The 26,403-nt window shown below is 67.8% G+C and carries 24 protein-coding genes and 1 tRNA gene; 17 read left to right on the forward strand and 8 right to left on the reverse strand.

Annotated elements, in window-relative coordinates; translation table 11 throughout:
- Nucleotides 1–13: 13 nt before the first annotated feature.
- Nucleotides 14–1,405 carry a M16 family metallopeptidase gene (locus tag dqs_RS04130; protein ID WP_065341635.1) on the reverse strand — a complete coding sequence of 464 codons (1,392 nt, stop codon included), beginning with the start codon at nucleotides 1,403–1,405 and terminating at the stop codon, nucleotides 14–16.
- Between the two features lie 195 nt (nucleotides 1,406–1,600).
- On the opposite strand from dqs_RS04130, the gene ftsY reads away from it, so the two are divergent.
- The 5 genes from ftsY (at nucleotide 1,601) to ahpF (ending at nucleotide 6,738) form a co-directional block, all read left to right on the forward strand.
- Complete coding sequence (ftsY, locus tag dqs_RS04135) at nucleotides 1,601–2,749, forward strand: signal recognition particle-docking protein FtsY (RefSeq protein WP_065339745.1); 1,149 nt, start codon at nucleotides 1,601–1,603, stop codon at nucleotides 2,747–2,749.
- Entirely contained in the window at nucleotides 2,746–3,405 is a 660-nt protein-coding gene (locus dqs_RS04140) for a cell division ATP-binding protein FtsE (protein ID WP_065339746.1), read from the forward strand. The genes ftsY and dqs_RS04140 overlap by 4 nt, the downstream gene beginning before the upstream one ends.
- Nucleotides 3,402–4,298, forward strand: a complete 897-nt coding sequence (ftsX, locus tag dqs_RS04145; RefSeq protein WP_065339747.1) for a permease-like cell division protein FtsX — start codon at nucleotides 3,402–3,404, stop codon at nucleotides 4,296–4,298. The genes dqs_RS04140 and ftsX overlap by 4 nt, the downstream gene beginning before the upstream one ends.
- Nucleotides 4,299–4,491: 193 nt before the next feature.
- Entirely contained in the window at nucleotides 4,492–5,055 is a 564-nt protein-coding gene (ahpC, locus tag dqs_RS04150) for an alkyl hydroperoxide reductase subunit C (protein ID WP_011764503.1), read from the forward strand.
- Between the two features lie 129 nt (nucleotides 5,056–5,184).
- Nucleotides 5,185–6,738, forward strand: coding sequence for an alkyl hydroperoxide reductase subunit F (gene ahpF, locus dqs_RS04155; RefSeq protein ID WP_011764504.1), 1,554 nt, complete (start codon nucleotides 5,185–5,187; stop codon nucleotides 6,736–6,738).
- 149 nt (nucleotides 6,739–6,887) lie between these two features.
- Here ahpF and dqs_RS04160 read toward each other — a convergent pair.
- A tRNA-Met gene (locus dqs_RS04160) sits at nucleotides 6,888–6,964 on the reverse strand.
- A gap of 150 nt (nucleotides 6,965–7,114) precedes the next feature.
- Between dqs_RS04160 and dqs_RS04165 the strand changes: the two genes are divergently transcribed.
- The 12 genes from dqs_RS04165 to dqs_RS04220 all read left to right on the forward strand — a co-directional run bounded on the left by dqs_RS04165 (nucleotide 7,115) and on the right by dqs_RS04220 (nucleotide 21,890).
- Nucleotides 7,115–7,513: a hypothetical protein gene (locus dqs_RS04165; RefSeq protein WP_232502217.1), complete on the forward strand. Its 399-nt coding sequence runs from the start codon at nucleotides 7,115–7,117 to the stop codon at nucleotides 7,511–7,513.
- A gap of 14 nt (nucleotides 7,514–7,527) precedes the next feature.
- Nucleotides 7,528–8,877 (forward strand): tRNA (N6-isopentenyl adenosine(37)-C2)-methylthiotransferase MiaB, encoded by a 1,350-nt coding sequence (gene miaB / locus dqs_RS04170; protein WP_065339748.1) that lies wholly within the window; start codon nucleotides 7,528–7,530, stop codon nucleotides 8,875–8,877.
- A complete protein-coding gene (locus tag dqs_RS04175) occupies nucleotides 8,877–9,860 on the forward strand; it encodes a PhoH family protein (RefSeq protein ID WP_065339749.1) in 984 nt (327 codons plus the stop codon). Before miaB ends, dqs_RS04175 begins: the two co-directional genes overlap by 1 nt.
- The gene (gene ybeY, locus dqs_RS04180; protein ID WP_065341636.1) at nucleotides 9,853–10,611 is read left to right on the forward strand and encodes an rRNA maturation RNase YbeY; all 759 of its coding nucleotides are present in this window, start codon (nucleotides 9,853–9,855) and stop codon (nucleotides 10,609–10,611) included. Before dqs_RS04175 ends, ybeY begins: the two co-directional genes overlap by 8 nt.
- Before the next feature lie 95 nt (nucleotides 10,612–10,706).
- Nucleotides 10,707–11,552 carry an HlyC/CorC family transporter gene (locus dqs_RS04185; protein WP_011764515.1) on the forward strand — a complete coding sequence of 282 codons (846 nt, stop codon included), beginning with the start codon at nucleotides 10,707–10,709 and terminating at the stop codon, nucleotides 11,550–11,552.
- Nucleotides 11,552–13,066 (forward strand): apolipoprotein N-acyltransferase, encoded by a 1,515-nt coding sequence (gene lnt / locus dqs_RS04190; protein ID WP_065339750.1) that lies wholly within the window; start codon nucleotides 11,552–11,554, stop codon nucleotides 13,064–13,066. Before dqs_RS04185 ends, lnt begins: the two co-directional genes overlap by 1 nt.
- 124 nt (nucleotides 13,067–13,190) lie before the next feature.
- Entirely contained in the window at nucleotides 13,191–14,330 is a 1,140-nt protein-coding gene (locus tag dqs_RS04195) for an efflux RND transporter periplasmic adaptor subunit (RefSeq protein ID WP_065339751.1), read from the forward strand.
- 10 nt (nucleotides 14,331–14,340) lie between these two features.
- On the forward strand, nucleotides 14,341–17,394 hold the full coding sequence (locus dqs_RS04200; RefSeq protein ID WP_065339752.1) for an efflux RND transporter permease subunit: 3,054 nt from the start codon (nucleotides 14,341–14,343) through the stop codon (nucleotides 17,392–17,394).
- 126 nt (nucleotides 17,395–17,520) lie between these two features.
- A complete protein-coding gene (glyQ, locus tag dqs_RS04205) occupies nucleotides 17,521–18,447 on the forward strand; it encodes a glycine--tRNA ligase subunit alpha (RefSeq protein ID WP_011764519.1) in 927 nt (308 codons plus the stop codon).
- Nucleotides 18,444–20,531, forward strand: a complete 2,088-nt coding sequence (gene glyS, locus dqs_RS04210; protein ID WP_065339753.1) for a glycine--tRNA ligase subunit beta — start codon at nucleotides 18,444–18,446, stop codon at nucleotides 20,529–20,531. The genes glyQ and glyS overlap by 4 nt, the downstream gene beginning before the upstream one ends.
- 49 nt (nucleotides 20,532–20,580) lie before the next feature.
- A complete protein-coding gene (gene gmhB, locus dqs_RS04215; protein ID WP_011764521.1) occupies nucleotides 20,581–21,114 on the forward strand; it encodes a D-glycero-beta-D-manno-heptose 1,7-bisphosphate 7-phosphatase in 534 nt (177 codons plus the stop codon).
- A 17-nt stretch (nucleotides 21,115–21,131) separates the two neighbouring features.
- Complete coding sequence (locus tag dqs_RS04220) at nucleotides 21,132–21,890, forward strand: lysophospholipid acyltransferase family protein (protein WP_011764522.1); 759 nt, start codon at nucleotides 21,132–21,134, stop codon at nucleotides 21,888–21,890.
- 87 nt (nucleotides 21,891–21,977) lie between these two features.
- Here the strand turns inward: dqs_RS04220 and dqs_RS04225 are convergent, their stop codons facing one another.
- The 6 genes from dqs_RS04225 to dqs_RS04250 form a co-directional block, all read right to left on the reverse strand.
- Entirely contained in the window at nucleotides 21,978–22,538 is a 561-nt protein-coding gene (locus dqs_RS04225; protein ID WP_011764523.1) for a phasin family protein, read from the reverse strand.
- A 296-nt stretch (nucleotides 22,539–22,834) separates the two neighbouring features.
- Entirely contained in the window at nucleotides 22,835–23,611 is a 777-nt protein-coding gene (locus tag dqs_RS04230) for an enoyl-CoA hydratase (RefSeq protein ID WP_011764524.1), read from the reverse strand.
- 26 nt (nucleotides 23,612–23,637) lie between these two features.
- Nucleotides 23,638–24,210 (reverse strand): lipopolysaccharide transport periplasmic protein LptA, encoded by a 573-nt coding sequence (gene lptA / locus dqs_RS04235; RefSeq protein WP_011764525.1) that lies wholly within the window; start codon nucleotides 24,208–24,210, stop codon nucleotides 23,638–23,640.
- Entirely contained in the window at nucleotides 24,207–24,785 is a 579-nt protein-coding gene (lptC, locus tag dqs_RS04240; protein WP_065339754.1) for an LPS export ABC transporter periplasmic protein LptC, read from the reverse strand. Before lptC ends, lptA begins: the two co-directional genes overlap by 4 nt.
- Nucleotides 24,786–24,794: 9 nt before the next feature.
- Entirely contained in the window at nucleotides 24,795–25,316 is a 522-nt protein-coding gene (locus dqs_RS04245) for a KdsC family phosphatase (protein ID WP_011764527.1), read from the reverse strand.
- On the reverse strand, nucleotides 25,316–26,311 hold the full coding sequence (locus tag dqs_RS04250) for a KpsF/GutQ family sugar-phosphate isomerase (protein ID WP_065339755.1): 996 nt from the start codon (nucleotides 26,309–26,311) through the stop codon (nucleotides 25,316–25,318). Before dqs_RS04250 ends, dqs_RS04245 begins: the two co-directional genes overlap by 1 nt.
- Between the last annotated feature and the right edge of the window lie 92 nt (nucleotides 26,312–26,403).

Raw genomic sequence — 26,403 nt, forward strand, 5'->3', positions numbered from 1 at the left:
CGGGGCTGGACGCTCAGTGACGGAGGGCGGCGGGGGCTGCGGCAGGGCGGGGCGCGTTGTTGTCCATCGGCAGCGGGAACAGGCGGGCCGCGGTCAGGGTGTCGTCGCCGAAATAGCGTTGCGCAACGCTGCGAACCTCCTCCGCGGTGACGCTGCGCAGGCCGTCCAGCAACCGTTCATCGTCGCGCCACGACAGGTTGGAGGCTTCGAGGAAGCCGATTTCCATCGCCTGCCCCATCAGCGAGTCGCGCTTGTAGACCTGTGCGGCAACCGCCTGGGTCTTTACGCGGGCCAGCTCGTCCTCGCCCACACCTTCGTCGCGAATGCGCTGGATCTCCGCACGCAGCGCCGCCTCCAGGTCGTCCATGGTTTTGCCCGGCGCCGGCACGCCGTCCAGGTAGAACAGCGCCGGACCGCGGCCGGTGGCGTCGTAGCCGGCACCGGCCGACACCGCAACGCGGCTGTCGCGCACCAGTCTGCGGGTGAGGCGGGCGCCGTCGTAGCCATCCAGCACCGCGGCCAGCACCTGCAGCGCATAGGCGTCGCGGTCGGCAGCGGGGTTGCGCAGTGCCGGCGCGTGCCATGCAAGTGCCAGGTAGGGCAGCTCCGCAGGGGCCTTGACGGTGGCATGGCGCGTGCCGCGCTGCTCCGGTTCGGCCGGCACGCGGCGGGGGGGCAGTTGCCGTGCCGGGATCACGCCGTAGTGTTCGCGCGCCTGGCGGAACACCGCTTCGTGCGAGACATCGCCGACGACGACGAGGTAGGCATTGTTGGGCGCGTACCAGCGCTTGTACCAGGTGCGCGCGTCGCTCGCGGTCATGCCGTCGAGGTCGCTCATCCAGCCAATGATCGGCCGCCGGTAGGGGTGCGCCTGGAAGGCCGTCGCCATCAGCTGCTCATGAACCAGCGCGCGCGGCTGGTCGTCGGTGCGCAGGCGGCGCTCTTCCTTCACGACCTCGACCTCGCGCCCGAACTCGGCGTCGGTGATGACGAGGTTGCGCATGCGGTCCGCTTCGAGTGCCATCACGGCATCCAGGTGCGAAGGCGGAATCTGCTGGAAGTAGGCGGTGTAGTCCTTGCTGGTGAAGGCGTTGTCGCGGCCGCCGAGTTCGGCCACGCGCTTGTTGAACTCGCCCGGGCCGACCTTCTTGGTGCCCTTGAACATCATGTGTTCGAGCACGTGGGCGACGCCGGACACGCCGTCCGGCTCGTCCATCGAGCCGCTGCGGTACCACACCATATGGACCGCGGACGGGGCGCGACGGTCTTCCTTGACAATGACCTTCATCCCGTTGGGAAGCGTGGTTTCGAAGGTGTTCGCGTCCGGTGCGGACGCGGCCTGGACGGCGCCGCCCAGCAGGACGGCGGCGAAAAGGAGTGTGCGCGGAAAGGTCAGCCGAAACATGGGGATGTCCTGCATCTGGTAGAATTCGCGGCGCTTTTCGAGGGCGGAGCCCACCCGTCCGCCGGGGAGCCGCATCTTAGCCTTATCCGGAACGCCGTGCCTCGCCGGCACCTGGCATCCGGTCGTGGCGGCCGCGTTGCAGCGTGCTGCAAGCCGGGCTGCCGTGTACGAACGCCCCCTCTGACCCGAGCGCCCATGTTTGGTTTCTTCAAGAAGTCCGGCAAGCCCGAACCTGCCGGGCGCGATCCGCAGCCCGCGTCGCCGTCTGCGGAGCAGGCCCCGGCGATCGCTGCCGACGCGCCCGTCGCTGCTCCCGCGCCGATTTCGCCCGCCCCGGCCCAGTCCGTCCCGGCCCAGCCCGTCACTGCGCCCGCCGAGCCGGCGGCCGCACCCAAGCTTTCCTGGGGCGAACGCCTCAAGGCCGGCCTGGCGCGCACGCGCCAGCAGCTCGGCGGGGGGCTGGCCAACCTGTTCGGGCGCCGCAAGATCGACGAGGATCTGCTCGAAGAGCTGGAAACGACCCTGTTGATGGCGGACTGCGGTGTCGACGCCACCCAGTATCTGCTCGATGAACTGCGTCTGAGCTGGAAGCGCGACCGGCTGGAAACCGCCGACCAGTTGCAGGCGGCGTTGGCCGATGCGCTGCACAAGATCATCGCGCCGCTGGAGCAGCCGCTGGACGTGTCCGGTCACAAGCCCTACATCATCATGATCGCGGGGGTGAATGGCTCGGGCAAGACGACCTCGATCGGCAAGCTTGCCAAGTATTTCCAGGCCCAGGGCAAGAGCGTGCTGCTGGCGGCCGGCGACACCTTCCGCGCCGCCGCGCGCGAGCAGCTGATGACCTGGGGCGAGCGCAACAACGTCACCGTGATCGCTCAGGACGGCGGCGATGCGGCCGCGGTGATCTTCGATGCGATCAATGCCGCCCGTGCGCGCGGCATCGACATCGTACTCGCCGACACCGCGGGCCGGCTGCCCACGCAACTGCACCTGATGGAGGAGATCGCCAAGGTGCGGCGCGTGATCGCCAAGGCGGATGCCAGCGGCCCGCACGAGGTCGTGCTGGTGCTGGACGCCAACATCGGCCAGAACGCGCTGGCACAGGTCAAGGCCTTCGATGCCGCGATCGGCGTCACCGGCCTGGTCGTCACCAAGCTCGACGGCACCGCGAAAGGCGGGGTCGTCGCGGCGATCGCGCGCCAGTGCCCCAAGCCGCTACGCTTCATTGGCGTGGGCGAGGGCATCGACGACCTGCAGCCGTTCAAGGCCCGCGAGTTCATCGATGCCTTGTTCGAGCCGTCCCCCTCGGGGGCGACCAAGCGCGGCGACGCCTCGGCATGATCGCGTTCGAGCAGGTGGCCAAGCGCTACGCCGGCGGCTACACCGCGCTGGCCGGGGTCAGTTTCGAGATCGCGCGTGGCGAACTGGTGGTGTTGTCGGGCCATTCCGGCGCGGGCAAGAGCACGCTGCTCAAGCTCATCCCCGTCATCGAGCGGCCCACCGCGGGAACCGTCCGGATCAACGGCGAGGATGTGTCCCGCCTGCCGCGCCGCGCGATTCCCTACCTGCGGCGCAACCTCGGGCTGGTGCTGCAGGAAAGCCGCCTGCTGTTCGACCGCAACGTGTTCGACAACGTGATGCTGCCGCTGGTCATCACGGGTCACCCGCCGCGTGATGCCGCCAAAAGGGCCACGGCGGCGCTGGAGCGGGTGGGTCTGGCGGGCCGCGAGAAGGAAATGCCGGCCGGTCTTTCGGGCGGCGAGCAACAGCGCGTGGCGATTGCGCGCGCGGTGGTCAACCGCCCGAGCGTCCTGATCGCCGACGAACCCACTGCGCACCTCGATCCGGCCTCGGCGGCGGGTATCGCCGCGCTGTTCAAGTCCTTCCATAGCGCAGGTGTCACGGTGCTGGTGTCCACCCATGACGCCAGTCTGTTTGCCGAGAACGCTCCGCGCCGCCTGATGCTGAGCAAAGGCTTGCTCGCGGAGGCCGCATGATCCACTGGCTCTATCTTCACCTGCGTGCGATCGCCCACGCGCTGCGGCGGCTGGCCAGCCAACCGCTCTGCACGCTGCTGTCGGCGCTGGTGGTTGGCATCGCACTGTCCCTGCCTGCGGGCGGCTATCTGCTGCTCGACAACGTCTCGTCGCTGGTCCGCGGTGTCTCGGGTACGCCCGAGATCAGCGTCTTCATGGCGCCCGGCGCCGGCGCGGCACAGGTGGCCGCGGTCGACCGGAACCTGAAGGCCGAGGCGGCACTGGCGAGCTATCGCTACGTATCGCGCGACGAGGCGCTCAAACAACTGGAGCGCAGCGGGCTGGGCGATGTGCTCGGGGGGCTGGCCGCCAATCCGCTGCCGGATGCCTTCATCGTCAGCCCGCGCGGGGAGGATCCGGCGCTGTTCGACCGGCTCGCGACCCAGATGAAGGGCTGGCCGGCGGTCGCCCACGTGCAGGTCGATTCCGCCTGGGTCAAACGCCTGCATGCGCTGCTCGGGCTGGGGCGCTCCGCGGTGCTGATGCTCGCGGCACTGTTGGGGCTGGCGCTCGTGATCGTCACCTTCAACACCATCCGCCTGCAGATCATGACGCAGCGCGCCGAGATCGAAGTCAGCCGCCTGCTTGGCGCAACCGACCCGTTCATCCGCCGGCCGTTCTACTGGTTCGGCAGCCTGCAGGGCGCGCTCGGCGGGCTGGTGGCGCTGGGCACGGTGTGGCTGGGGGTGAAGGCGCTGGAGCGTCCGGTTGCAGCCCTGGCGGAAAGCTACGGCGCGGTGTTCGCGCTGAGCGGGCCGGGGGCGGTGGAGTCGGCGGTGGTAGTGGCCTTTGCCGCGGTGCTGGGCTGGATGGGGGCGGCGATCTCGGTGCGGCGACACCTCGCCGGGGCTTGAAATCGGCCCGGCGGTGTTGCCATATAGGTAAAGTGGAACATGCGAGGTCACTGAGGGCGCTCGAAGCTTCTCATAGTTGTTATCAATGAGCGGTATCCTGATAATCAATTAGAGCAATTCAGGCCCCGGTCTTAAACTTCAGCCATAGAGTTTTGTCACGCCGTTCCACTCACCCTGTTTTGGAGGATACGCAATGTCCCTGATCAACACCCAAGTCCAGCCTTTCAAAGCCCAAGCCTACAAGAACGGCAAGTTCATCGAAGTGACCGACGCCGACCTGAAGGGCAAGTGGTCCGTGCTGATCTTCATGCCGGCCGCCTTCACCTTCAACTGCCCGACCGAAATCGAAGATGCGGCTGAACACTACGCCGAGTTCGAGAAGGCCGGTGCCGAGGTGTACATCGTCACCACCGACACCCACTTCTCCCACAAGGTGTGGCACGAAACCTCGCCCGCCGTGGGCAAGGCCAAGTTCGCGCTGGTTGGTGACCCGACCCACGCGCTGACCAACGCCTTCGACGTGCATATCGCCGAAGAAGGCCTGGCGCTGCGCGGCACCTTCATCATCAACCCGGAAGGCGTCATCAAGACCATGGAAGTGCACGACAACGCCATCGCCCGCGATGTCACCGAAACCGTGCGCAAGCTGAAGGCCGCCCAATACGTCGCCTCGCACCCGAACGAAGTCTGCCCGGCCAAGTGGAAGGAAGGCGAAAAGACGCTGGCTCCGTCCATCGACCTGGTTGGCAAGATCTAAGCAGCCGCTGCAATCTGCCCGGGCCCATCCGGCCCGGGGCGATGTGCTCTGCAGCCGGCCATGCGCCGGCTGTGTCGTATCTGGCTGCCGAAAACACCGGCGGCGCCGAACAAGCAAGGAAAAATCATCATGCTGGACGCCAACATCAAGACTCAACTGAAAGCCTATCTGGAGCGGGTGACGCAGCCGATCGAGATCGTGGCGTCGCTGGACGATGGCGCGAAGTCGCGCGAAATGCAGGAACTGCTGGCCGACGTCGCCGAGCAGTCCCACCTGATCACCGTGATCGAGCGGCGCGACGACAATGAGCGCAAGCCCTCGTTCTCGGTCGGCCCCAAGGGCGGAGAGGCGCGCGTGCGCTTTGCCGGCCTGCCGATGGGCCACGAATTCACCTCGCTCATCCTCGCGCTGCTGCAGTCGGCGGGTTATCCGCCGAAGGTCGAAGCCGACGTGATCGAGCAGATCAAGGCGCTCGAAGGCGAGTTCAACTTCGAGACCTACATCTCGCTGTCCTGCCACAACTGCCCGGACGTGGTGCAGGCCTTGAACCTGCTGTCCATCCTCAACCCCAACATCCGCCACACCATGATCGACGGCGGCGTGTTCCAGGAAGAGGTCGAGAAGCGCCAGATCATGGCGGTGCCCACCGTCTATCTCAACGGCCAGGAGTTTGGCGCCGGCCGCATGGAACTCGGTGAAATCCTCGCCAAGATCGACACCGGTGCGGCCAAGCGCGACGCGGCCAAGCTCTCCGCCAAGGACGTGTTCGACGTGCTCGTCGTCGGCGGCGGTCCGGCGGGCGCCGCGGCGGCGATCTACGCGGCGCGCAAGGGCATCCGCACCGGCGTGCTGGCCGAACGCTTCGGCGGCCAGGTGATGGACACGCTCGCGATCGAGAACTTCATCTCGGTGAAGGAAACCGAAGGTCCGAAGCTCGCGATGGCGCTGGAGGAGCACGTCAAGCAGTACGAGGTCGACGTGATGAACCTGCAGCGGGCGACCGCACTGGTGCCGGGCGACATCCACGAGGTCAGGCTTGAAAACGGTGGCACGCTGAAGGCGAAGACGGTGATTCTGGCGACCGGGGCGCGCTGGCGCGAAATGAACGTGCCGGGCGAAAAGGAATACCGCGGCAAGGGCGTGGCTTACTGCCCGCACTGCGACGGCCCGCTGTTCAAGGGCAAGCGCGTGGCGGTGATCGGCGGCGGCAACTCCGGCGTTGAAGCCGCGATCGATCTCGCCGGCATCGTCGCCCATGTCACGCTGCTGGAATTTGCCGACACCCTGCGTGCGGACGCGGTGCTGCAGAAGAAGCTCGCCAGCCTGCCCAACGTCACGGTGATCAAGAGCGCACAGACCACCGAGGTGACCGGGGCCGAAAAGGTGAATGGCCTGGTGTACAAGGACCGCGTGAGCGGCGAAGAAAAGCGCCTGGAGCTGGAAGGCATCTTCGTGCAGATCGGTCTGCTGCCCAACACCGACTTCCTGAAGGGCACGGTCGAACTCACCCGCTTCGGGGAGATCATCGTCGATGCCAAGGGTCAGACCTCGGTGCCGGGCGTATTCGCCGCGGGCGACTGCACCACGGTGCCGTACAAGCAGATCATCATCGCGATGGGTGAGGGATCAAAGGCCTCGCTGGCGGCCTTCGATCACCTGATCCGGACGTCGGTGCCTGCCTGAGCCTTCCGGTCGCCATGTACGGAAATCCCGCCCGGTGGCGGGATTTTCGCTTCCAAGGGGTCGATACGACTTTCGTGTGATCGACGCGGGAAATGAAAAGCCCCTGTGGTCACGGCAAACGCCGCGAAAACAGGGGCTTGAAATTTTTGTGGTGGTGATGGGCGGAATCGAACCGCCGACCTACGGGTTATGAATCCGTCGCTCTAACCGTCTGAGCTACATCACCAACCGAGCGCGCGAATATAGCGGGTTGCGGAGGGTGCCGTCAATACGTGGGCGGCGGTCGCGCGGACGGCGGTCCCCCGGCGACTGTGCGGAAGTTGAGCAGAGGGCTTGATTTATAAAGGGGTTTGAATTGACAGGGGGAGGTGCTTCGGTGATCATCGGCGCTCCCCCTTTTTGTCTGCCGCGTTCTGCGGGCCCTTCCTTGCGCGCGCTTCGCTCCCTCTTCGTTGTCCTTCTGCTGCTGCCGCTCGCGGCCGGTGGGGTGCTGGCGTCGCTGACCCGCAGCTTTCCGCCCGACGCCCAGCGCGTGGTGATGGTCTTTGCGGGGGCGGGAACGGTGAAGATCAAGGCAGGCAGTTTCTTCAAGAGCGATCGCGTGCTGACGCTGAGTCCCGGCGCGCAGATTCGCGACACCGACAACCGCATCGTGATGCCGACGGCCATTGCCGGCGAGTACAAGGTGCGGGCGCAAATCGACAACGCGGGCCAGGTGCACCGGGTGTGGGTGCTTACCCCGGCGGAAATCGCGGTGGTCGACCCCAAGCAGTAAACGGAATTTCCCCGATGAAGAAGCTCTACATCCGCACCTTCGGGTGCCAGATGAACGAGTACGACTCCGAAAAGATGGCGGACGTGCTCGGTGCCGGCGAAGGCATTGCCAAGACGGACAACCCGGAGGAGGCGGACGTCATCCTCTTCAACACCTGCTCCGTGCGCGAGAAGGCGCAGGAAAAGGTGTTCCACGACCTCGGGCGAGTCAAGCACCTGAAGCAGCTCAAGCCCGATCTCATCATCGGTGTCGGTGGCTGTGTAGCGAGCCAGGAAGGCGACGCCATCGTCGCCCGCGCGCCTTATGTGGACGTGGTCTTCGGGCCGCAAACCCTGCACCGGCTGCCGGCGCTGATCGCGGCGCGCAAGCAGAGCGGCCGCTCGCAGGTGGATATCTCGTTTCCCGAGATCGAGAAGTTCGACGCCATGCCGCCCGCGCGGGTCGAAGGGGCGAGCGCTTTCGTGTCGATCATGGAAGGCTGTTCCAAGTACTGCACCTTCTGCGTCGTGCCTTATACCCGCGGCGAGGAGATCTCGCGCCCGCTCGAAGACGTGCTGGCGGAGATTGCCGGCCTGGCGGAGCAGGGCGTCAAGGAAGTGACGCTGCTCGGCCAGAACGTCAACGCCTGGCGCGGCGAGATCGTGCGTGACGCGGGCGAGGAGGGCGACTTTGCCTTCCTGCTCGAATGCGTCGCGGAGATTCCCGGCATCGAGCGCATCCGCTACACGACCTCGCACCCGCGCGAGATGACGCAGCGCCTGTTCGACGCCTACGTGAAGATCCCCAAGCTGGTGTCGCAGCTGCATCTGCCGGTCCAGTCGGGCTCCGACCGCATCCTGGCGGCGATGAAGCGCGGCTACTCGGTGCTCGAGTTCAAGTCCATCGTGCGCAAGCTGCGCTCGGCGCGCCCCGACCTGTCGCTGTCGTCCGACTTCATCGTCGGCTTCCCCGGCGAAACCGAGGAAGATTTCGAGAAGACGATGAAGCTGATCGACGAGGTCGGCTTCGACGGCTCCTTCAGCTTTGTCTACAGCGCCCGACCCGGCACGCCCGCCGCGGACCTCGAAGATCCGGTGCCGCAGGAGACCAAGCTGGCGTGGCTTGCCCGGCTGCAAAAGCGCATCGACGAACAGGCCCAGGCGGTCAGCCAGTCGATGGTGGGCAGCGTGCAGCGCATCCTGGTCGAGGGCGTCTCGCGCAAGAGCGCCGAGGAACTGATGGGGCGCACCGACAACAATCGCGTGGTCAACTTCCCGGCGCCGTCGCCCCACCGCGACCGGCTCGTCGGCCAGTTCATCGAGGTGCGGATCACCTCGGCGCTGCCGCACAGCCTGCGCGGCGAAATCCTTACCCGGGAAAGCTGATGGCCAAGATTCTGGAAGTGTTCTTCGAGCCGGTGGATAACCTCCGGCTGGCGCGCTTGTGCGGGGTGCTGGACGAGAACCTGCGCCAGATCGAGAACGCCTTCGACATCACCGTGACCCGCCGTGGCGAACAGTTCACGCTGCACGGCCATCCCGCCCAGGTGCTGCGCGGCGAGATGGCGCTCAAGCACTTCTACGAGCGCGCCGAGAAGGACCTGACGGTGGACGACGTGCAACTCGGCCTGATCGAGATCGCCAATCGCGGTGAGAACCCGCTGCCGGCGCCGGCGCTGCTCACGCGCCGCTCCGAACTCCACGGTCGCACCCCGCGCCAGGTCGAATACCTGCGCCACATCCAGGATCACGACATCACCTTCGGCATTGGTCCGGCGGGCACGGGCAAGACCTATCTGGCGGTGGCCAGCGCGGTCGACGCTTTCGAGCGCGACCTGGTCGAGCGCATCATCCTGACCCGGCCCGCGGTGGAAGCGGGCGAGCGCCTCGGTTTCCTGCCCGGCGATCTCGCCCAGAAGGTCGATCCCTACCTGCGGCCGCTCTACGACGCCCTCTACGATCTGATGGGCTTCGATCGCGTGGCCAAGCTCTTCGAGCGCGGCAGCATCGAGATTGCCCCGCTGGCCTTCATGCGCGGGCGCACGCTCAACAACGCCTTCATTATCCTCGACGAGGCGCAGAACACGACGCCCGAGCAGATGAAGATGTTCCTCACGCGCATCGGTTTCGGCGCCAAGGCGGTGGTCACGGGCGATCTCACCCAGGTCGATCTGCCGCGCGCCACCCGCAGCGGTCTGCGCGAGGCGCGCGAGGTGCTTGCCGGCGTGCGCGGGATCGCATTTACCGAATTCAAGAAGGAAGACGTGGTGCGCCATCCGCTGGTCGCACGCATCGTCGAAGCCTATGACAACCAGGCGGCGCGACAGGCCGAGGCCCACAAGAAGGATGCAGGTGAAGAACATGCCTAAGCAGGCGGACGGGGTGCGCATCGTCGCGGTGGATGCCGCCGGCAAGAGCTCGCGGATCAAGGCCGAGCGCCTGGAGATCGACTACGGCGACGGCCGCCGCCTGACCCTGACGCTGCCCAACGACGGGTGGGCGCATCTCGACATCGAAGCCGACGTGGCCGGGGACGACGACGGCGACCTGCCGGTGATCACGATCCAGCCGAGCGCGTGCAATGCGGTCGCGCTGCGGGTCGAGGTCGTGCAGCAACCGCAGGTCGCCGACATCGACCTGCCGGTGGCCGCCAAGCTGCCGGTGCTGACGCTGGAGGTGCAGAAGGCGCTCGACGGTGGCGACAAGGCGGCCGCCCCCAAGAAGCACCAGATCCGGCGCTGGGCGCAGGCCGCGCTGCGCACCGACGCCGAGGTTACCGTCCGGCTGGTCGGCGAGACCGAGGGGCGGGCGCTCAACCTGGGGTATCGCGGCAAGGACTACGCCACCAACGTCCTGACCTTCGTCTATGGTGAGGAAGGAGGCGCTCCGGCGGTCGAAGGCATGCCCTTGATGGGCGATCTGGTGCTGTGCGTCCCCGTGGTGGTGCGTGAAGCGGCCGAGCAGGGCAAGTCGCTCGATGCCCATTTCGCCCATCTGGTGGTGCACGGCATGCTGCATCTGCAGGGCCTGGACCACGAAGACGACGCCGAGGCCGAGGCGATGGAAACGGCGGAGACGAACATTCTGCGGGGCCTCGGCTACGCCAACCCTTACGCCTGAGGAGGCACGCGGGAAGATCGAGGATTTGGGAGCGTACGTAACACGCATGAAACTTGCTCGGTCCCAAATCCTGGTTCTTGTCTACCGCACCCTACATGGATAGTGTCCCTAGTAAACCGACCCTGCTCGAACGGCTGTCTTCCATGCTCTCGCGAGAGCCGGAAGACCGCGACGAGTTGCTGGTCCTGCTGCACGCCGCGCTCGAGCGCGGCCTGCTCGATGCCGACGCCTTCTCGATCATCGAGGGCGCGTTGCAGGTTTCCGAACTCCAGGTCCGCGACGTGATGGTGTCGCGCTCGCGCATGGATGTCATCCGCCTCGCCGACCCCATGGAGCGCATCGCCGAGTTCGTCATCGATACCGCGCATTCGCGCTTTCCGGCGGTGGGTGAAAGCAAGGACGACGTGGTCGGCATCCTGCTGGCCAAGGACCTGTTGCGCTACTTCGCCGGGCGTGAATTCAACCTGCGCGAAATGCTGCGGCCGGCCGTGTTCGTGCCGGAGTCCAAGCGCCTCAACGTGCTGCTGCGCGAATTCCGCGTCAGCCACAATCACATGGCCATCGTCGTCGATGAGTACGGCGGCGTATCCGGCCTGATCACCATCGAAGACGTGCTCGAACAGATCGTCGGTGACATCGAGGACGAGTACGACTTCGACGAGATCGGCGCGCGCATCCGGCTGGATCACAAGGGCCGCTACCGGGTGCAGGCGAGCACCGAGATCGAGGACTTCAATGCGGCCTTCGGCACCCGCTGCCATGAGGAGGACGTCGATACCATCGGCGGCCTGATCCTGCGGCGGCTCGGGCGCCTGCCGGTGCGCGGCGAGGTGATCGACGTCGACGGGCTGCGGGTGCAGGTCCTGCGCGCCGACAGCCGTCGCATCCACACCTTGCTGGTCGAGCGTCTGCCGCAGGTTTCCGACGTGACGGCGAACTGATGCGGCGCCTGGTGCTGGCCGCGCTGGCGGGCGCGACGCTTACGCCCGCGCTGGCGCCGTTCGAACTGTTTCCGCTCGCCCTCGTGAGCCTGGCCGGGCTGGTGTTCCTGCTGGCCGGGGAGGCGCGCGCGCGCGCGGGCTTCCTGCTCGGGTTCGGCTGGGGGCTGGGGGCCTTCGGCAGCGGGGTTTCCTGGCTTTACGTTGCGCTCGCACGCTTCGGCGGCATGCCGCCGCCGCTGGCGGTGCTGGCAGTGGCGCTGTTCTGCGCCTTCCTCGCGCTCTATCCGGCCCTGGTCGCGGCGGCGTTCGTGCGCCTGCGCCGCACGGCACCGTCCGGTAGCGTGGCGCTTTCGGGGTTGCTCTTCGCCGGGCTGTGGGTGGGCGGGGAATGGCTGCGAGGCGTGCTGTTCACCGGTTTCCCGTGGCTGGCCGTGGGCTATTCGCAGACGCCGCCAAGCCCGCTCGCCGGCTTGATGCCGGTTGTCGGCGTGTATGGCGTCGGCGGCGTGATGGCGTGGATGGCGGCGGCACTCGCGCTGGCGGCGCGGGGCGGACGGGATCGGGCAACGTGGCGCCCGGCCCTGGCTGTGGCGGCGATCCCGTGGATCGCGGGTGCTCTGCTGGGGCGCGTGCAGTGGACCGCGCCGGAAGACGCTCCGCTGTCGGTGGCGCTCGTCCAGACCAACGTGGAGCAGCACCTCAAATGGCGCCCCGAGCACTTCGCCGCGGTGTTGCAGACCAATGCGCGACTGGTGCGCGATGCCTCCGCCCAACTGGTGGTGCTGCCCGAAACCACGCTGCCGGCACTGGCCGAGCAGTTGCCGAATGGCTATCTCGAACTGCTCGGCGACTACGTACGCGCGAACGGCGGCAGCCTGGTGCTGGGGGTGTTCAGCCGCGATGCCGGGCAGCGCATCTACAACGCCGCGCTCAGTTTTGGCGAACAGCCGGGCCAGTTCTACGCCAAGCGCCATCTGGTGCCCTTCGGTGAATACTCGCCGCCGCTCTTCGGCTGGTTCTACCGCTTGGTCAACATCCCGATGTCGGATCAGACGCGCGGCCCGGAGCACCAGGCGCCGATGGTGTTCGGCGAGCACCGCGTGGCGCTGAACATCTGTTACGAGGATCTCTTCGGCGCGGAGATCGTGCGCAGCCTGCCGGAGGCCACGCTGCTGCTCAACCTGTCCAATCTTGCCTGGTATGGCGACTCGCTGGCCCAGCCCCAGCATCTGCAGATCGCCCGGGTGCGGGCGCTGGAGAGCGGGCGGCCGATGCTGCGCGCGACCAACACCGGCATGACCGCGGTGGTCCAGCCGGACGGAATGGTCAGCGCGGTGCTGCCGGCCTTCGAGCAGGGCGTGTTGCATGCCGAAGTGCGCGGCTACAGCGGCCTGACCCCCTACGCGCGCTGGGGAGACGGCGCCGCGCTTGCGTTCGCGGCACTGGCACTGGTGCTCGGCATTGCCGGCGCCGCGCTGCGCGTGCGCCCGCTCGCGCGAAGCGTGGGACGGTGACGCCTCGCAGGCATTCGTCATTCGTTCCGCGGAAGTGGTAGGCTTCGCGACGCCCCAATTCCAGTAACTCGGTGCGTGGCCGGAAGTCGCGGCCACTCGCTCCGCGCCGGCTGACCACACGCTCATGAAGAAGCCTATTTCCCGACGCGCCCTGGTGCTCGCGGCGCTTGCCGCGACCCTGGTCCTTGCCATTGCCGTGCTGCGCCCGCCTGCCGGCGATGCGGTCGCGGAGCGCCCGCCTGCGGCGCCGCGACCGGCCCTGACGGTGACCACCACCACGCCTGAAAGCCGCCCGTTGCCCTTGCGCATCGCCGCCAATGGCGACATTGCCGCCTGGCAGGAGGCCAGCATCGGCGCCGGCGTCGGCGATCAGCGCCTGCTCGAGGTGTTGGTGAATGTGGGTGACCGTGTCCGCGCCGGTCAACTGCTGGCCCGCTTCGACGAAGACACGCTGCGCGCCGACGTTGCCCAGGCGCGCGCGGCGCTGCTGGAGGCCGAGGCTGCCGCGGCGGAAGCGCAGGCCAATGCCGAACGTGCGCGCAACCTGCGCAGCGGCGGGGCGATGAGCGAACAGCAGGTGGTGCAGTACCTCACCGCCGAGCGCACCACCCAGGCGCGTATCGCCGCGGCCCGCGCCACGCTCGCGGCCCAGGAGGTCCGGCTGGCGCACGCCCGTGTGGTTGCGCCCGACCACGGCGTGATCTCGTCGCGCAGCGCCACGGTCGGGGCAGTGGTAGGGACGGGGGCGGAGCTGTTCCGGATGATCCGGCAGGGGCGGCTGGAATGGCGGGCCGAGCTGACGGCGGCCGAAATGGCGCGGGTCCGGGTAGGAACGCCGGTGCGCCTGACGCTGCCGGACGGCAGCGAGGCGGGCGGCAAGGTCCGCATGCTCGCGCCCACCGTCGATCCGCGCACGCGCTCCGGGCTGGCCTATGTCGATCTTGCTGCCGCCGAATCGGCGCAAGCGGGTGCGGGGCCGCGCGCGGGCATGTTCGCCCGCGGCGAGTTCGAACTGGGCGCGTCCACCGGCCTTACGCTGCCGCAGCAGGCGGTGGTGGTGCGCGAGGCCTTCAGCTACGTGTTCCGCGTGGGCGAGGACGACCGCGTCAGCCAGATCAAGATCCAGACGGGGCGCCGCGTCGGCGACCGGGTGGAGGTGGTCGACGGCTTGCCGGCCGACGCGCGCGTGGTGGTCGCGGGCGCCGGCTTCCTCAACGAAGGCGATCTGGTGCGGGTGGCGGAAGCCCCGGCCGACCCGCGCTGAGGAGCGCCCGATGAACGTATCCGCCTGGTCGATCCGCAACCCGATCCCCGCGGTGATGCTGTTCGTGTTGCTCAGCTTCGCCGGGCTGCTGTCGTTTGCCGGCATGAAGGTGCAGAACTTCCCGGACATCGATCTGCCCACGGTCACCGTCACCGCTTCGCTGCCGGGCGCGACCCCCTCGCAGCTCGAGAACGACGTGGCGCGCAAGATCGAGAACGCAATCGCCACGCTGCAGGGGCTCAAGCACATCTACACCAAGGTGCAGGACGGCAGCGTCGTCATCACGGTGGAATTCCGCCTCGAGAAGCCGGTGCAGGAAGCGGTGGACGACGTGCGCTCGGCGGTCGCGCGGGTCAAGGCCGATCTGCCGGGCGACCTGCGCGACCCCATCGTGAACAAGGTCGATCTGGCCGGCCAGCCGGTGCTGGCGTTCACCATCCGTTCGGCACGCATGGACGACGAGGCGCTGTCCTGGTTCGTGGACGACACCGTGTCGCGGCGCCTGCTCGCGGTACGCGGTGTCGGCGCCGTGACCCGCGTCGGCGGGGTCACGCGCGAACTGCGGGTCACGCTCGATCCGCTGCGCCTGCAAGCCCTGGGGGCCACCGCGGCCGACATCTCGCGCCAGCTGCGCCAGGTGCAGACGGAAAGCGCCGGGGGCCGCGCCGATCTGGGCGGTGGCGAGCAGCCCGTGCGCACGCTGGCGACGGTCGCGTCCGCCGCCGAACTCGCGGATCTGGAGCTTGCGCTGAGCGATGGGCGGTCGATCCGTCTGTCGCAGGTGGCAAGCATCACCGACACCTTCGCCGAGCCGCGCTCGGCAGCGCTGCTGAATGGGCAGCCGGTGGTCGGCTTCGAAGTGGCGCGCAGCCGCGGCGAGAGCGAGGTCGAGGTCGGCGCGGCGGTGCAGGGCGCGCTGGACGAGCTGCGGGCGGCCCATCCCGACATCGAGATCACCGAGGCCTTCAACTTCGTCGCGCCGGTGCAGGAGGAGTACGACGGTTCGCTGCAGCTGCTGTACGAGGGGGCGCTGCTGGCGGTGCTGGTGGTGTGGCTGTTCCTGCGCGACTGGCGCGCCACCTTCGTGTCAGCGGTCGCGCTGCCGCTGTCGGTCATCCCGGCCTTCATCGGCATGTATCTGCTTGGCTTCTCGGTCAACGTGATCACCTTGCTGGCCCTGTCGCTGGTGGTGGGCATCCTGGTCGACGACGCGATCGTCGAAGTCGAGAACATCGTGCGCCACCTGCGCATGGGCAAGACCCCATACGAGGCGGCGATGGAGGCGGCGGACGAGATCGGCCTCGCGGTGATCGCGACCACCTTCACGCTGATCGCGGTGTTCCTGCCCACTGCTTTCATGAGCGGCGTGGCGGGCAAGTTCTTCAAGCAGTTCGGCTGGACCGCGGCGCTGGCGGTGTTCGCGTCGCTGGTCGTGGCGCGCGTGCTCACGCCCATGATGGCGGCCTACATCCTGAAGCCCGTGGTGGGGACGCATCGCGAGCCGCGCTGGCTGGCGTGGTATGAGCGCTGGGCCGAGCGCTGCCTGCGCCACCGCGCGCTGACAATGCTGGCCGCGGCCGCGTTCTTCATCGGATCGCTGATGCTGGTGCCGCTGCTGCCCACCGGCTTCATTCCGCCCGACGACAACTCCCAGACCCAGGTGTACCTGGAGCTGCCGCCCGGCGCGACGCTGGCCACCACGCGCGCGGTCGCGGAGGAAGCGCGGCTCGCGCTCACCCGGGTCGATCACGTGGTGAGCGTCTACACCACCATCGGCGCGGGCAGCGCCGGCGGCGATCCGTTCGCGCCCAAGGGGGAGGGCGAGGTGCGCAAGGCCACCCTTACGGTACAGCTCTCGCCGCGCGGCGAGCGCCCGCGCAAGCAGGACATCGAGAACCGCATCCGCGCCGCGCTCGAACCCCTGCCAGGGGTGCGCAGCAAGGTGGGCCTCGGCGGCTCGGGCGAAAAATACGTGCTGGTCCTCACTGGCGAGGATCCGCGCGCGCTGCAGTCCACCGCGCTGGCGGTGGAGCGCGACCTGCGCACGATTCCCGGTCTCGGCAGCGTGGCGTCGACCGCGAGCCTGATCCGGCCGGAGATCGCGGTGCGGCCGGACTTTGCACGCGCTGCCGATCTCGGCGTCACCAGCAGCGCCATTGGCGAAACCCTGCGCGTGGCCACGCTCGGCGATTACGACATGTCGCTCGCCAAGCTCAACCTGTCGCAGCGCCAGGTGCCCATCCTGGTACGCCTGGACGAGTCCGCGCGGCAGGATCTGGCGCTGCTGGAGCGGCTCGCGGTGCCCGGCGCGGAAGGCCCGGTGATGCTGCGCCAGGTGGCGACGCTCGAGGTCGCCGGCGGTCCGGCGGTCATCGACCGCTACGACCGTTCGCGCAACATCAATTTCGAGATCGAACTCTCCGGCCTGCCGCTGGGCGACGTAACCGCCGCGGTCGCCGAACTGCCGTCGGTGAAGAACCTGCCGCCGGGCATCCGCGTGGTGCCGGTCGGGGACGCAGAGGTGATGGGCGAGCTGTTCGCCAGCTTCGGGCTGGCGATGCTCACCGGCGTGCTCTGCATCTACATCGTGCTGGTGCTGCTGTTCAAGGATCTGCTGCATCCGGTGACCATCCTGATGGCGCTGCCGTTGTCGCTCGGAGGGGCCTTCGTCGGCCTGCTGATCGCGCAGAAGAGCTTTTCGATGCCCTCGCTGATCGGGCTGATCATGCTGATGGGCATCGCCACCAAGAACTCCATCCTGCTGGTGGAGTACGCCATCGTGGCGCGCCGCGACCACGGCATGAGCCGCAGCGAAGCGCTGCTGGACGCCTGCCGCAAGCGCGCGCGGCCGATCGTGATGACCACCATCGCGATGGGCGCGGGGATGATGCCGATCGCGATCGGCGCCGGGGCGGCGGACACCAGCTTCCGCTCGCCGATGGCGATCGCGGTGATCGGCGGCCTGATCACTTCGACGGTGCTCAGCCTGTTGGTGGTGCCGGTGGTGTTCACCTACGTCGATAGCTTCAAGAACCGCTTTCTCGCGCTGTTCGGGCGCGGGTGAGCGACGGGCGGGCCATGGCGCGCGCGCTTCTTGCGCGCGGCATGGGTCAAACTTCGCCGCCGGTGGGGGAATCCCAGTAAAATCCCGGTCTTTGTGTTCGCTGCGCGGCCGCGAGGCCCCGAGACCATGTCGCCTGCCCACGCCAAACCCACCTTCCAGCAAGTCATCCTGACGCTCCAGCAGTTCTGGGGCGAGCGCGGCTGCGTGCTGCTGCAACCCTACGATCTCGAAGTCGGCGCCGGTACCTCGCACACCGCCACCTTCCTGCGCGCGATCGGCCCGGAACCCTGGAATGCTGCCTACGTGCAGCCTTCGCGCCGGCCCAAGGACGGCCGCTACGGCGAGAACCCCAACCGCCTGCAGCACTACTACCAGTACCAGGTGGTGTTGAAGCCGTCGCCGCTCAACATTCAGGAACTCTACCTCGACAGCCTGCGCGCGCTCGGCATCGACCCCAACGCGCACGACATCCGCTTCGTCGAGGACGACTGGGAAAACCCCACGCTCGGCGCCTGGGGTCTGGGTTGGGAAGTGTGGCTGGACGGCATGGAAGTGACGCAGTTCACCTACTTCCAGCAGGTCGGCGGCCTCGACTGCAAGCCGGTGCTGGGCGAGATCACCTACGGCCTGGAACGCCTGGCGATGTATCTGCAGGGCGTCGAGAACGTCTACGACCTCACCTGGGCGGTGTATCCCGATGGTTCGAAGGTGACCTACGGCGACGTCTATCACCAGAACGAAGTCGAGCAGTCGAAGTACAACTTCGAGCACTCCAACGTCGATTTCCTGTTCTCGCTGTTCAACAACTACGAGTCCGAGGCGAAGCGCCTGATGGACGCCGGCCTGGCGCTGCCCGCCTATGAGATGGTGCTGAAGGCGGCGCACAACTTCAACATGCTGGATGCCCGCGGCGCCATCTCGGTGACCGAGCGCGCCGCCTACATCGGCCGCATCCGCAACCTGTCGCGCGCGGTCGCGCAGGCGTATTTCGAATCCCGCGAGGCGCTCGGCTTCCCGATGCTGCCGCAACAGAACAAGGAGGCCGCGCAATGACGGCCAACACCCTGCTCGTCGAACTGCTCACCGAGGAACTGCCGCCCAAGGCGCTGCCGCGGCTGGGCGAAACCTTCGCCACCAAGATCGCCGAGGGCCTCAAGGCGCGCGGCCTCGCCGCCGCCGACGGCGCCTTCCGCTGGTTCGCCAGCCCGCGCCGCATCGCCATCACCATGGCGGGCGTCGCCGCCGAAGCGGCCGCGAAGGAAGTCACCGAAAAGCTGATGCCGGTCGCGGTCGCCCTCGACGCCGACGGCAAGCCGACGCCGGCGCTGCTGAAGAAGATGGAAGCTAAGGGCATCCCCGCGAGTGCGGTCCCTGCCTTCGAGCGCCGCATGGACGGCAAGGCCGAGGCGCTGTTCCACACTGCCGTGGTGCCGGGCGCCAGGCTCGCCGAGGTGCTTGCCGCCATCGTGCATGATGCGGTCAAGGCACTGCCCATTCCCAAGGTGATGCGCTGGGGCGATGGCGATGCCACCTTCGTGCGTCCGGTGCACAAGCTGGTGATGCTGCACGGCGCCGAGGTGGTGCCGGGCCGCGTGCTCGACCTCGATGCCGGCCGCAGCACCCGCGGCCACCGTTTCATGAGCCGCGGCGAGATCGACATCGCCACCGCCGACGCCTACGAGCCCACGCTGCTTGCCGAAGGCAAGGTGGTGCCGGACTTCGCCGAGCGTCGCGCCGACATCGAGCGCCAGCTGCTCGCGGAAGCTGCCCGCCTGGGCGCCCAGCTCGACGACTACACCGACCTGCTCGACGAAGTCACCGCGCTGGTCGAGCACCCGACGGTGTATGTCGGCGAGTTCGAGGCCGAATTCCTCGCCGTCCCGCAGGAATGCCTGATCCTGACGATGCGCGCCAACCAGAAGTACTTCCCGCTGTTCGATGCCGCCGGCAAGCTGCAGAACCGCTTCCTGATCGTCTCGAACATGCGCATGGAAGACCCGGTGAACATCGTCACCGGCAACGCCCGCGTGGTGCGCCCGCGCCTGTCCGACGCGCGCTTCTTCTTCGAGACCGACAAGAAGCACAAGCTCGATTCGCGCCTGCCGCGGCTGGCCAACGTGGTCTATCACAACAAGCTCGGCAGCGTGCTCGAACGCGTCGAACGCCTCGAAGCGCTCGCCGGCAAGATCGCCGCGCGCCTGCGTTCGGACGAAGCGGCGGCCAGGCGCGCCGCGCGTCTGGCCAAGGCCGACCTCGTCTCCGAGATGGTGGGCGAGTTCCCCGAGCTGCAGGGCATCATGGGCCGCTATTACGCGCTGCACGATGGCGAAGGCGCGGTGGTTGCGGACGCGGTGCAGGCCCACTACCAGCCACGCTTCGCCGGCGATGCGCTGCCGGCGGGCAATGTCGCCGCCGCGGTGGCGCTGGCCGACAAGCTGGACGCCCTGGTCGGCTTCTTCGGCATCGGCATGGTGCCGACCGGTGACAAGGACCCGTTCGCGCTGCGCCGCGCCGCGCTCGGCGTGCTGCGCATCCTGATGGAAGCGCCGCTGCCGCTGGATCTGGCCGCACTGGTGGCCGACGCCGCTGCCGGCTTCAAGCCGGGCCTGCTCACCGCCGACGGATTCCAGGCACAGCTGCTCGACTTCATGCGCGAACGCCTGAAGAACCTGCTCCGCGAGAGCGGCGGCGAAGTCGCCGCGATCGACGCGGTGCTCGCGCTGGCGCCCACCCGCATCGACCTGGTGCCCGCCAAGCTCGCCGCGGTCGAGGCCTTCCGCGCACTGTCCGAAGCCGAGGCGCTGGCTGCGGCCAACAAGCGCATCGTGAACATCCTGAAGAAGGCCGAAGGCGCGCCGGGTGAGCCCGATGTCGCGCTGCTGCAGGAGGACGCCGAGAAGGCGCTGTTCCACCGCGTGATCGAGATCGCGCCGCTGGTGAAGTCCCACGTCGCCAACGAGGACTACACCGACGCGCTGTGCGTGCTCGCCGGCGTGCGGGCCGAGGTCGACGCCTTCTTCGACGGTGTCATGGTGATGGCCGAGGAGCCGCTGACGCGGCAGAACCGCCTCGCGCTGCTGGCGCAACTGGCCGGCCTGATGAACCAGGTCGCCGACATTTCCCGCCTGTCGGCCTGACCGCCACGGCCCGGCGACCGCCGGGCCGGCCTTCCCGTCCGGAGCCCCTGTGAAGCTCATCATTCTCGACCGTGACGGCGTCATCAACTACGACTCCGACCAGTTCATCAAGTCGCCGGAAGAGTGGAAGCCGATTCCCGGCTCGCTCGAGGCGATCGCCAAGCTCAACCAATGGGGTTGGCGCGTCGTGGTGGCGTCCAACCAGTCGGGCGTCGGCCGTGGCCTGTTCGGCATGGATACGCTGAACGCGATCAATGAAAAGATGGTGAAGAGCCTCGCGCAGGTCGGCGGGCGGCTCGACGCGATCTTCTTCTGTCCGCACGCGGCGGACTCCACCTGTGAATGCCGCAAGCCCAAGCCGGGCCTGTTCCTGCAGATCGCCGCGCGCTTCAACGCCGACCTGGCAGGGGTGCCCTGTGTGGGCGACAGCCTGCGCGACCTGCAGGCCGGCGCCGCGGTCGGCTGTCAGCCCTATCTCGTGCTGACCGGCAAGGGACTCAAGACCCGCGAGGATCCCGCGCTGCCCGACAACGCCCTCATCTACCCCGACCTCGCCTCCGTGGTCGCCGACCTCACCGCCTGAAGGACCTCGATCTCAACGTGATTCTGCTGCGTTCCCTGTTGTTCGCCATCGTGCTCGCGGTGGTCACCCCGCCGTACGCCATTCTCGGGATGCTGATGTTCCCGTTCTCCCCGCATCTGCGCCACCGCGTCATCACCTCGTGGGCACCGCTGGTGATGTGGTTCGTGCGCCACCTGCTCGGCATCCGCTACCGCGTGGTCGGTGCCGAGAACATCCCGGCGGGGCCGGCCGTGATCCTGTCCAAGCACCAGTCGGCATGGGAGACCATGGCGCTGCAGGTGATCTTTCCGCCGCTGTGCTTCGTGCTGAAGCGCGAGCTGCTGAAGGTGCCGTTCTTCGGCTGGGGCCTGGCGGCGATTCCCGGCATTGCAATCGACCGTGCCGCCGGCAAGGACGCGCTGGCGCAGGTGGTGGAGCAGGGCCGGGCGCGCCTGAAGGAAGGCTTCTGGGTGGTGGTGTTCCCGGAAGGCACGCGGGTGGCCCCGGGCACGGCGCGGCGCTACAAGGTCGGGGGCGCCTGGCTGGCCAAACGGGCCGGCGTGCCGGTGGTTCCGGTGGCGCACAACGCCGGCGAGTTCTGGCGCCGCAATGCCTTCCTCAAGCATCCGGGCGAGATCACGGTCAGCATCGGCCCGGCGATCGAGGTCAAGGGCGTCAAGGCGGAAGAGATCAACCGCCGTGCCGAAGAATGGGTGGAGGGCGAGATGCGCCGCCTGTTCCCGCATCACTACACCGGTGACGCGCCGACGCTGCTGCCCGAAGTGGATGCCGGCTGAATCGGCGCTCCGCTATCAAACAAAAAAAGCCCCGCATGAGCGGGGCTTTTTTTCGTCCGGCGGAGCCGGATGCGGCGTCAGCCGAGCTTAGGCAACCTTCTTGGAGGCGGCCTTGCTGGTGGTGGTGACGGCCTTCACGGTGGCGTTGGTCGCGGCGGCCACATTGGCTTCGGCGATTTCGGCGACCTGCTTGGCAGCCTTGCTGACGCTGTCGTAGGCGCTGTTGGCGGCAGCAATCGCCGACTTCACGGCGGCGACGGCGACGTCGGAGCCGGCCGGGGCGGACTTGGCGGCCTTGTCGAGGGCGGCGGCGAGGCTCTTGTTCAGCTCGGCGACCTGGCCTTCGAACAGCTTGGACAGCTCTTCCTGGCTTTGCGAAGCGATTTCATAGACGCTGCGGTTGTACGCAACGGCCTTTTCGATCAGCGGCTGGGCCAGCGAGGTCTGCAGGCTGACGAACTCCTGCACGTCCTTGGCGGCGAGCAGCGCCTTGGTGTTGGCAACGCCGTCTTCCAGCACCGAACGGGCGGTGTTCAGGTTCAGCGCGGCGAGGCGCTCGACGTTGGAGAAAGCGGAGTTGGCCAGGGTCAGCAGCGTTTCGATGTTGGCCTTGGCGGCGGCGGTGATTTGCTCAGGGGTAGCAGTCATGATGATCTCCTTGGTAGGACGTCATTTACATCGCAGCGTGGTGCCCGATGTGTGATGTTGCAACGCAACATTGGGGCCGATTATAAGGCCGGAGACCCTGCTGTCAACCCCAATTTAGTGCGCTGCACAATTGGGACCGAATTATTTGCGACCTATCTTACGGCGCGCTGACGACAACCGAGTTACAGCACTGATTTGCAGGGAGTTTCCGCAGTCGGAAGTGCCCGGAGTGGGCAACAGCGGGGAGGCGGGCGGGGCGAGCGCCCCGCCGCGGGAGACGGGCTGTGGGCGGCCGCTCAGTCGTGACTGAAGTTGGCTTTGCGCTTGGCGACGAAGGCCGCCATGCCTTCTTTCTGGTCGTTGAGCGCGAAGGCGGCGTGGAACACGCGGCGCTCGAACAGCAGGCCTTCGTTGAGGCTGCTTTCGAATGCCCGGTTGACCGATTCCTTGATCATCATGACGACCGGCAGCGAGTAGCTGGCGATGGCTTCAGCCGCCGAGAGCGCCTCATCGACGAGCGTGTCCGCCGGGACGACGCGAGACACCAGGCCGGCGCGTTCCGCTTCGGTGGCGTCCATGAAGCGGGCGGTCAGGCACATGTCCATCGCCTTGGCCTTGCCCACTGCGCGCGGGAGGCGCTGGGTTCCGCCGGCACCCGGCAGGATGCCGAGCTTGACTTCGGGTTGTCCGAACTTCGCGGTGTCGGCGGCAATGATGATGTCGCACATCATCGCCAGTTCGCAGCCGCCGCCGAGGGCGAAACCGGCCACCGCGGCGATCACCGGCTTGCGGCAGGTCTTCACGCGTTCCCAGTTGCGGGTGATGTAGTCGCCCTTGTAGGCGTCCATGTACGAGAAGGTCGCCATGGCGCCGATGTCGGCGCCCGCGGCGAAGGCCTTCTCCGAACCGGTGATGACGATTGCGCCGATGTTCTCGTCGGCCTCGAAGGCGTCCAGCGCCTGGCCGACTTCGTCCACCAGGGCGTCATTGAGCGCGTTGAGCGCCTTCGGCCGGTTGAGGGTGATGAGCCCGACGCGGCCGCGGGTCTCGGTGAGGATGTTCTCGAAGCTCATGCTATCTCCTGGGCAGTGCGTGGTTTTCAGGGCTTGGCGCTTTCGGCGCCGCCCGCTTTGTTGTCACTCTTGGGCTGGATCACCGCGCGCACCCGGCCGTCGCCGCCGCTGGTGGCGGCCGGCGCGGCGCCGGGAGCATTGGTGACGAGGTAGTTCTCGCTCATCGAGTCGTACTCGATGAAGTGGCCGCGCACTTCGTCGCCGCCGCTGGTGACCTTGGCGCGCACGAAGAGCTTGGCTTTCTCGGTGCGGCTGCTGTACTCGATCCGCTCGGCTTCGCCGTAGACGTATTCGTTGCTGCCTTCGCGCTTCTGGCGGAAGGTGGCCAGGCGCGGGTTGGAGGCGGTGGCAACGCCATTCTGGAAACCGCCGGCGTCCTGCGTGACCACCAGCTTGTCGCCCTTGATGACCAGCGTGCCCTGGGTCAGGACGACGTCGCCTTCGAAGATGTGGACCTTGTTGCGGTCGTCCACCGTGACCTTGTTGGCTTCGATGTTGACCGGCTGGTCGCGGTCGGCGCGCTCGGCAAGGGCCGGCGCAGCGGCCAGTGCAAGGGTCAGGGCGGCCGGGGCCAGAAGGGCGCGGTTGAGGAGCTTCATGACGGATTCTCTTGACGACGGGGCAGGCGGACGCGGGCTTGGCCGATCAGTTCCAGCGTGCCGAACAGGTTGTCTGCGCGCATGCCCTGGGCCTGCGCAGTATTGCGGCCATGGACCAGCGAAACCGGGGACTGGCTTTCGGCGCGATGATCGTCTGGCCAGACGCTGAGGGTTTCGCTGTCGAGGGCCAGCTCGCTCCCGTTGCCGTCGCCGCCCCGACGCACGCGCACCGCGCCGGAAAGATCGACGCGTTCGCCGCCGGGGCTGACCTCGCCCTGCGCGGCGGTGACCCGGGTCGCACGTCCCTCGGAGAACATCACCAGCCGCGGCAGTGCGATGCGGGTGATGTCGCCCTGGGGAAAATGCGCGCTGCGTTCGCTGACCAGTTCGTAGCGGATGTTGCCATCCTTGCCGAAGCCGATCAGGCGCGTCTGTTCGGCAATGAAGTCCGGCCCCGTCTGCTGCGCCGGCGCGGCAGCGGGGGTGTCGTTACGGGACACCCGCTCCAGCCATACGGAGGCGCCCGCCAGCAGAGCGAGGGCAATCACGGGATAGAGCCGGTAGGCGGCCTGCATCGTCGGCGCTCAGTCGAGGTAGGCGGCGTGCATCGCGTCGAGCACGCCGCGGCTCGCCAGCAGGAAGTCGCACACCTCGCGCACGGCGCCGCGGCCGCCGTCGCGGCTGGCAACGAAATCGACGTGTTCGCGGACGAACGGATGGCCGTCGGCCGGCGTGGCGGAAAAGCCGCAGGCGCGCAGGATGGGAAGATCGACCACGTCGTCGCCCATGTAGCCGGCTTCCGCCCGCGCGATGCCGCGGCGCGCGAGAAGGTCGTCCAGACAGGCGCGTTTGTCTTCGACGCCCATGTGCAGTTCGCCGATGCCCAGGTTGGCTGCGCGCAGTGCGAGCGCCCTGGAGCTTCGCCCGCTGATGATCGCAACCTCGATGCCGGCCTGCTGCAGCATCTTGATGCCGTGTCCGTCGAGGCTGGAAAAGACCTTGATCTCTTCGCCGTTGGGGGTGAAGTACAGGCTGCCGTCGGTGAGGACACCGTCGACATCGAACCCCATCAGGCGGATTTTTGCGGCGGATTCCGGCTGGGCCATCAGATTACCTTCGCGAGCATCAGGTCGTGGGTGGTGAGTGCGCCGGCCAGCTTGCCCGCGGCATCGAGCACCAGCAACTGGCTGATGCGCTGGCGTTCCATCACTTCGGCCGCCTCCGCCGCGAGGGCATCAGGCGAGATGTGGCGCGGCTGCGGGGTCATGAGGTCCGCGATCCGTGCGGCGCGCACGTCGATGCCTTTCTCGAGCGCGCGGCGCAGGTCGCCGTCGGTGAAGATGCCGAGCGGGCGGCCGTCGGGATCGGCGACGACCGTCATCCCCATGCCCCCCCGCGTCATCGCCAGCAGCGCTTCGGCGAGCGCGGCCTCGCGCCCCACCACCGGGACTTCCGGTGCGGGCCGCATGACGTCCCTGACGTGGGTGAGAAGGCGGCGGCCCAGCGAGCCGCCCGGGTGCGAGCGGGCAAAGTCGTCCGGACCGAAGCCACGGGCGTCGAGCAGGGCCACGGCGAGCGCGTCGCCGAGCGCGAGCGCCGCAGTGGTGCTCGCGGTCGGGGCGAGATTGAGCGGACAGGCCTCTTCGCTGACCGCCCCGTCCAGATGCACGTCCGCCTCGCGCGCGAGCGGCGAATCGGGCCGCCCCGTGAGCGCGATCAGACGCGCGCCCTGGCGCTTCACGAGCGGCACGATCATCAGCAGTTCTTCGCTTGCCCCGGAATTCGACAGCGCGATCACCACGTCCTCCGGGGTGATCATGCCGAGGTCGCCATGCGCAGCCTCGGCCGCGTGCACGAAATAGGCGGGGGTTCCGGTGCTGGCGAGCGTGGCAGCGAGCTTGCGGGCAATGTGGCCCGACTTGCCGATGCCGGTCACGATGACGCGACCGCTACGGGCGAGGATCAGCTCGACGGCACGTTCAAAGTCGTCGCCCACACGCTCGGCGAGCGCGGCGACGGCCGCAGCTTCGACGCGCAGCACGTGGCGGGCGAGTTCGGCGGCACGGTGAGTGGGCGCAGTGCCCGGCGCGATTGGGTCCATGCTGGCGAAGCGGTTACACTGGTGGAAAAACGCGGCAGACGCCGTTCGGGTAGAGCACCGGTCACCGGCGCGGCCACGTCCGGCGCTGCGCT

Origin of the sequence: Azoarcus olearius (assembly GCF_001682385.1) — a bacterium.
Lineage (GTDB): Bacteria > Pseudomonadota > Gammaproteobacteria > Burkholderiales > Rhodocyclaceae > Azoarcus > Azoarcus olearius.

Bases quoted from the DNA above. Each gene is read 5' to 3' on its own strand.
- dqs_RS04245 (WP_011764527.1), bottom strand. From the start codon at position 25,316: ATGGCCCAGCCGGAATCCGCCGCAAAAATCCGCCTGATGGGGTTCGAT.
- dqs_RS04175 (WP_065339749.1), top strand. From the start codon at position 8,877: ATGGCCAAGATTCTGGAAGTGTTCTTCGAGCCGGTGGATAACCTCCGG.
- dqs_RS04195 (WP_065339751.1), top strand. From the start codon at position 13,191: ATGAAGAAGCCTATTTCCCGACGCGCCCTGGTGCTCGCGGCGCTTGCC.
- miaB (WP_065339748.1), top strand. From the start codon at position 7,528: ATGAAGAAGCTCTACATCCGCACCTTCGGGTGCCAGATGAACGAGTAC.
- dqs_RS04250 (WP_065339755.1), bottom strand. From the start codon at position 26,311: ATGGACCCAATCGCGCCGGGCACTGCGCCCACTCACCGTGCCGCCGAA.
- dqs_RS04230 (WP_011764524.1), bottom strand. From the start codon at position 23,611: ATGAGCTTCGAGAACATCCTCACCGAGACCCGCGGCCGCGTCGGGCTC.
- dqs_RS04225 (WP_011764523.1), bottom strand. From the start codon at position 22,538: ATGACTGCTACCCCTGAGCAAATCACCGCCGCCGCCAAGGCCAACATC.
- ybeY (WP_065341636.1), top strand. From the start codon at position 9,853: ATGCCTAAGCAGGCGGACGGGGTGCGCATCGTCGCGGTGGATGCCGCC.
- glyS (WP_065339753.1), top strand. From the start codon at position 18,444: ATGACGGCCAACACCCTGCTCGTCGAACTGCTCACCGAGGAACTGCCG.
- dqs_RS04130 (WP_065341635.1), bottom strand. From the start codon at position 1,405: ATGTTTCGGCTGACCTTTCCGCGCACACTCCTTTTCGCCGCCGTCCTG.
- lptC (WP_065339754.1), bottom strand. From the start codon at position 24,785: ATGCAGGCCGCCTACCGGCTCTATCCCGTGATTGCCCTCGCTCTGCTG.
- dqs_RS04140 (WP_065339746.1), top strand. From the start codon at position 2,746: ATGATCGCGTTCGAGCAGGTGGCCAAGCGCTACGCCGGCGGCTACACC.
- dqs_RS04185 (WP_011764515.1), top strand. From the start codon at position 10,707: ATGGATAGTGTCCCTAGTAAACCGACCCTGCTCGAACGGCTGTCTTCC.
- ahpC (WP_011764503.1), top strand. From the start codon at position 4,492: ATGTCCCTGATCAACACCCAAGTCCAGCCTTTCAAAGCCCAAGCCTAC.
- ahpF (WP_011764504.1), top strand. From the start codon at position 5,185: ATGCTGGACGCCAACATCAAGACTCAACTGAAAGCCTATCTGGAGCGG.
- ftsX (WP_065339747.1), top strand. From the start codon at position 3,402: ATGATCCACTGGCTCTATCTTCACCTGCGTGCGATCGCCCACGCGCTG.
- lptA (WP_011764525.1), bottom strand. From the start codon at position 24,210: ATGAAGCTCCTCAACCGCGCCCTTCTGGCCCCGGCCGCCCTGACCCTT.
- ftsY (WP_065339745.1), top strand. From the start codon at position 1,601: ATGTTTGGTTTCTTCAAGAAGTCCGGCAAGCCCGAACCTGCCGGGCGC.
- lnt (WP_065339750.1), top strand. From the start codon at position 11,552: ATGCGGCGCCTGGTGCTGGCCGCGCTGGCGGGCGCGACGCTTACGCCC.
- dqs_RS04200 (WP_065339752.1), top strand. From the start codon at position 14,341: ATGAACGTATCCGCCTGGTCGATCCGCAACCCGATCCCCGCGGTGATG.
- glyQ (WP_011764519.1), top strand. From the start codon at position 17,521: ATGTCGCCTGCCCACGCCAAACCCACCTTCCAGCAAGTCATCCTGACG.